The organism is Nevskia soli (assembly GCF_903970205.1).
Classification (GTDB): domain Bacteria; phylum Acidobacteriota; class Terriglobia; order Bryobacterales; family Bryobacteraceae; genus Bog-113.
Genome location: NZ_CAJCHS010000276.1, coordinates 1 through 3,908, shown reverse-complemented (window position 1 = coordinate 3,908; position 3,908 = coordinate 1). Strand labels below are relative to the sequence as shown.

Here is a 3,908-nt window from a genome sequence, read left to right as displayed (position 1 = left end):
TTCATGCTCGACGTTACCCGGGCTACGATCAGGCTCACGAAGGCGACTTATCAGAACCGGGCGCGTCAGGCGATCATTCTCATGCGCCTCGACCTTGACGGGCCACCGCATTCAAATCCGGATGCTTTGCCGTCCATCGGTAATTATCCGTGGCTGGAACCGTACAAGGGAAAGACTGTCCCGTGCCCGCATCTCCACCGCTACGTGGAGAATTTCGGGGACAAGTGGGCCATCCCGGCGCCCATTGATAGATACCCGAATGTACAAGACCTATATTCCACTCTTGAGGCGTTCATGGTTCACTGCAACATAACGGAACCGCCGCGGATTGAGAAAGGCCTGTTCTCATGAATGCCGGCGTGGCTGAAATCGAAAAGCTCTTGCATGACTACCGCAACTGGCTGAAAGACCGGACCACGCTCCGCGAGGTGAACGGTTCATGGGTCGAGATCACGACGCCTTATCTGGACCGGCACAACGACGCGCTGCAGATCTATGCGCGCCGTGAGAACGGCGGCTTCGTTCTGACTGACGACAGTTACACGATTCACGACCTGGAAGCGTCAGGGTGCACCTTAAGCACGGAGAAGCGGCACGACCTGTTGAGAATGACCTTGAACGGTTTTGGCGTAAAGCTCAACAACGAAGCGTTGGAGGTGCATGCGACCGCCGAAAACTTCCCCGTTCGCAAGCATTATTTGATCCAGGCGATGCTCGCTGTGAACGATTTGTTCTACTTGGCGAAGCCGGTAATCGAGAACTTATTTCTTGAGGACGTAATTGCGTGGCTCGATGCCAACGATGTCCGCTATACCCCTCGTGTGAAGTTTCCCGGCATTAGCGGATATGATCAGTTCTTTGATTTCGTGATTCCAAAATCCCGGCGTCAGCCCGAGCGCATTCTGCAGGCGATCACTTCTCCCGCGCGGGATAAGGCGCAATCATTTATCCACGCTTGGAATGATACGCGGCCTACCAGGCCACGCGAATCGAAAGCCTTTGCGGTTTTGAACGATAACGAACAACCCGTTGCGGGCGGGGTGATTGAAGCCTTCCGCAATTACGAAATACGGCCGGTTCTCTGGAGCAACCGTGGCGAAGTCGTGACCGAATTGGCGGCGTAGCGGGAACTACTCGACCGCGCAAGGCGTATGCTCAATCCAGGTTCCTAATGCGACTTCGTCTATCTATTTCCCTCGTCCTTGTTTCCCTTTCTGTGGCTTCCATTGGTTCCGCGCAGCCCGTCGTGGCCGCTATTACTAACGCAGCCGATTACAGCGGCAGCATCGCTCCCGGAAGTATCGCCACGATCTTCGGGAGTGGTTTCACAACCGGCGCTCCAATGGGCGCGGTGTCGACGCCTTTATCCAACACCTTGAACGGCGTAACGTTGTATGTCAACTCGCTCCCCGCGCCGATCTTCTACGTGAGCGCAGTGCAGATCAACTTTCAGGTGCCGACCGAGTCAACCGCCGATACGGGCACGCTGACGCTACAAGCTACAACGGGAAGCACCACCGTCGCGCTCACGCTTCAGCCGGCCGCGCCGGGGATCTTTCAGTACGGAGTCAACCGAGCTGTCGCGGTCGATTATCCGACTCCACTTAATTCCGAAACGGCGCCGGCGGCTTCCGGGCAGACGCTGGTTGTCTACCTGACGGGAATCGGGAACGCCGACCCTACCCTCACCGATGGGTACCCGACTCCTTCCAGCTCCTTGTTCCCGTCCCCATACACTTCGACTGCCTCGATAGGTGGAGTGGATGCGCCCGTCGCGTTTCTCGGCCTGGCCCCGGGGTTCGTCGGACTGGCGCAGGCCAACATTACCGTGCCCTCGCTCCCCAATGGCGACTATCCGCTGAGCTTTACCCTTACAGTTCCGAATAGTAACGCGCCCTCCGGGGCGGGAACTACCTTCACTAGTCAATCGGCAATCGTAACTATCAGCGGAACCGGTACACCGCCGCCTTCAATCCTCACTTACGTTTCAAGCGCCAGCGTGCCGACGACAACCCTTCAAACCAATGTAAAGGGGGCTGCAAACGTCCAGGTGAATGGTTCCTATGCCTATGTATGCAGCGTCAGCGAGATCTCCGTGATCGATGTTTCCAATCCACAAGCACCCGGAGCCGCGGTTTCTTTCGGGGCATCGGATCTGAACGGCGTCGGCACACTGTGTCAGATTGACCAGAACTATCTGGTTGAACTTACTAGCGGAACCAATATCCTCGTTTATGACCTGACCACCTCGGCGACGAACCCAACACTTATCGGAGGTCCCGTCGCTCTGCAGACCCCCTACTCCGGCAACTTTACCTTCGACGGAAGTACGGCGATTTTCGACACTAGTTCCGCCTCATGGTCGCTGAGCTCGGACTACTTCCTCTCAGAGACGGGCGCGATCGAAACCTACAACTTTGCGAACTGGGCAAGCCCGGCGTTTGATGCCGATTTCACGCCGCCGACCGGGTATACAGATAACACGTCACCCCGATTCGGAATCGCGAACCTGGGCGGAGATGACATCGCCGTTCTTGGAACCACAAACAACGGAGTCGGTAACTTCGTACCTTCGGTAGCAGGCGAGGGCCAGGTAACGGTTATCAATGTGACAACGCCCGCGAGCCCGGTGGCCGTCACGGAGCTGATGGTACCCCAAACCGTTTCGCTTCAGGGAATCGCGCTGCAAGGAACAACGGCACTCATCGCCGGAAACACGCAGGCCTGGAATAATCCTGTACTCTACGTCGGAAGTACTCCGGAGTTTTTGAATGACGGGAACTTGACGCTCAGCGTGTTGGATTTCACCAACCCGCAGAGCCCGCAGATATTGAGCACCACTGTGACGGATATTCAATCTTCGGGGGGCGCCGGAGTCGTCTCGCTGGGCGGCGGATTTTACGCCTTGTCAATCGCTCCGCCGGTGACAGGTTTTCAGGGTCCCGGCACGCTTGCCATTCTAGACGCAACGACACCAATGTCCCCGGTGCTCTATCCCTACGCGGTAATCGATGGCCTTGGCTCCCTCGCGCTCAGCGGAAATTACCTGTACGTCACGACGGCGCAAGGGATCAGCATTTATCAGGTCACTCTGCCGGGATAGGATGGCGTATTTCTCCCAACCTTTCACCGGCGGCCTCGTCAAAGTGGGGATGAAACCGAATTACCTGCTGTTCCTTATCTGCCTTGTCCCGGTCGCCGCGCCGGCGCAAAGCGGCCTTGTCGATAACCAGGAGCGCACGCTGCGCTGCGAAGACCGGAATCAGGACTCGGGGCGCGTGGAGCGTTGCGAAGTTCACGAGCAAACCCTCGCCTCCACCGGCTCGCTCCGTGTCAACGCGGGCGCCAATGGAGGCGTCCACGTTAAAGGGTGGAGCCAACCCGGCCTGCTGGTGCGATACAAAGTGGAAGCGTGGAGCAACTCGCTTGCCGATGCACAGGCCGTTTTTTCCGGCGTTCAGGTTCACGCTGTCGCGGGCGATGTGGCGGCTACCGGACCTGTGACCGAAGGAAACCGCGGCTGGTCGGTTTCCTATGAGGTGTTCGTCCCGCACCAAACGGGGCTCGACCTGCAAGCGACGAATGGGGGCGTACACGTCAGCGACGTCGCGGGAACCATGAACCTTCAAACCGTGAACGGCGGACTGCACTTGGCGCGGGTGAATGGTGCGGTAACCGCGGCATTCACCTCAGCGTTCCCCGTTCCTACTCGGCTCAATTTGCGGGTACTACGGTAAACGGACGCATCAAGAGCGACTTCGCCGAACTCTCCGTACCCGCGGAGATGGCGCATGCGCACATGCAATCCATCAACGGCGCACTGGGCGGCGGAGGCGCGGCCATTCGCGCCATGACGACGAATGGAAGCCTGGTCATCGAGCGGCAGTAAGTTACTTATTCACCGTTTG

Annotated in this window: 4 protein-coding genes; all 4 read left to right on the top strand. The window is 57.9% G+C overall.

Going from position 1 to position 3,908, the window contains the following annotated elements; all coding sequences use genetic code 11:
- On the top strand, positions 1–351 hold a 351-nt coding region (locus H1Y01_RS19530), incomplete at its 5' end, for a DUF6978 family protein (protein ID WP_219341502.1).
- An 8-nt stretch (positions 352–359) separates the two neighbouring features.
- Positions 360–1,124, top strand: a complete 765-nt coding sequence (locus H1Y01_RS12430) for a DUF1829 domain-containing protein (RefSeq protein WP_219341501.1) — start codon at positions 360–362, stop codon at positions 1,122–1,124.
- Positions 1,125–1,171: 47 nt separating this feature from the next.
- Positions 1,172–3,103, top strand: coding sequence for a hypothetical protein (locus tag H1Y01_RS12425; RefSeq protein WP_180540838.1), 1,932 nt, complete (start codon positions 1,172–1,174; stop codon positions 3,101–3,103).
- 1 nt (position 3,104) lies between these two features.
- The gene (locus H1Y01_RS12420) at positions 3,105–3,737 is read left to right on the top strand and encodes a hypothetical protein (RefSeq protein ID WP_180540837.1); all 633 of its coding nucleotides are present in this window, start codon (positions 3,105–3,107) and stop codon (positions 3,735–3,737) included.
- The last annotated feature ends 171 nt before the right edge of the window (positions 3,738–3,908 follow it).

What these genes read in the sequence shown, in the direction of transcription:
- H1Y01_RS12425 (WP_180540838.1), top strand. Translation starts at nt 1,172, where the DNA reads ATGCGACTTCGTCTATCTATTTCCCTCGTCCTTGTTTCCCTTTCTGTG.
- H1Y01_RS12420 (WP_180540837.1), top strand. Translation starts at nt 3,105, where the DNA reads ATGGCGTATTTCTCCCAACCTTTCACCGGCGGCCTCGTCAAAGTGGGG.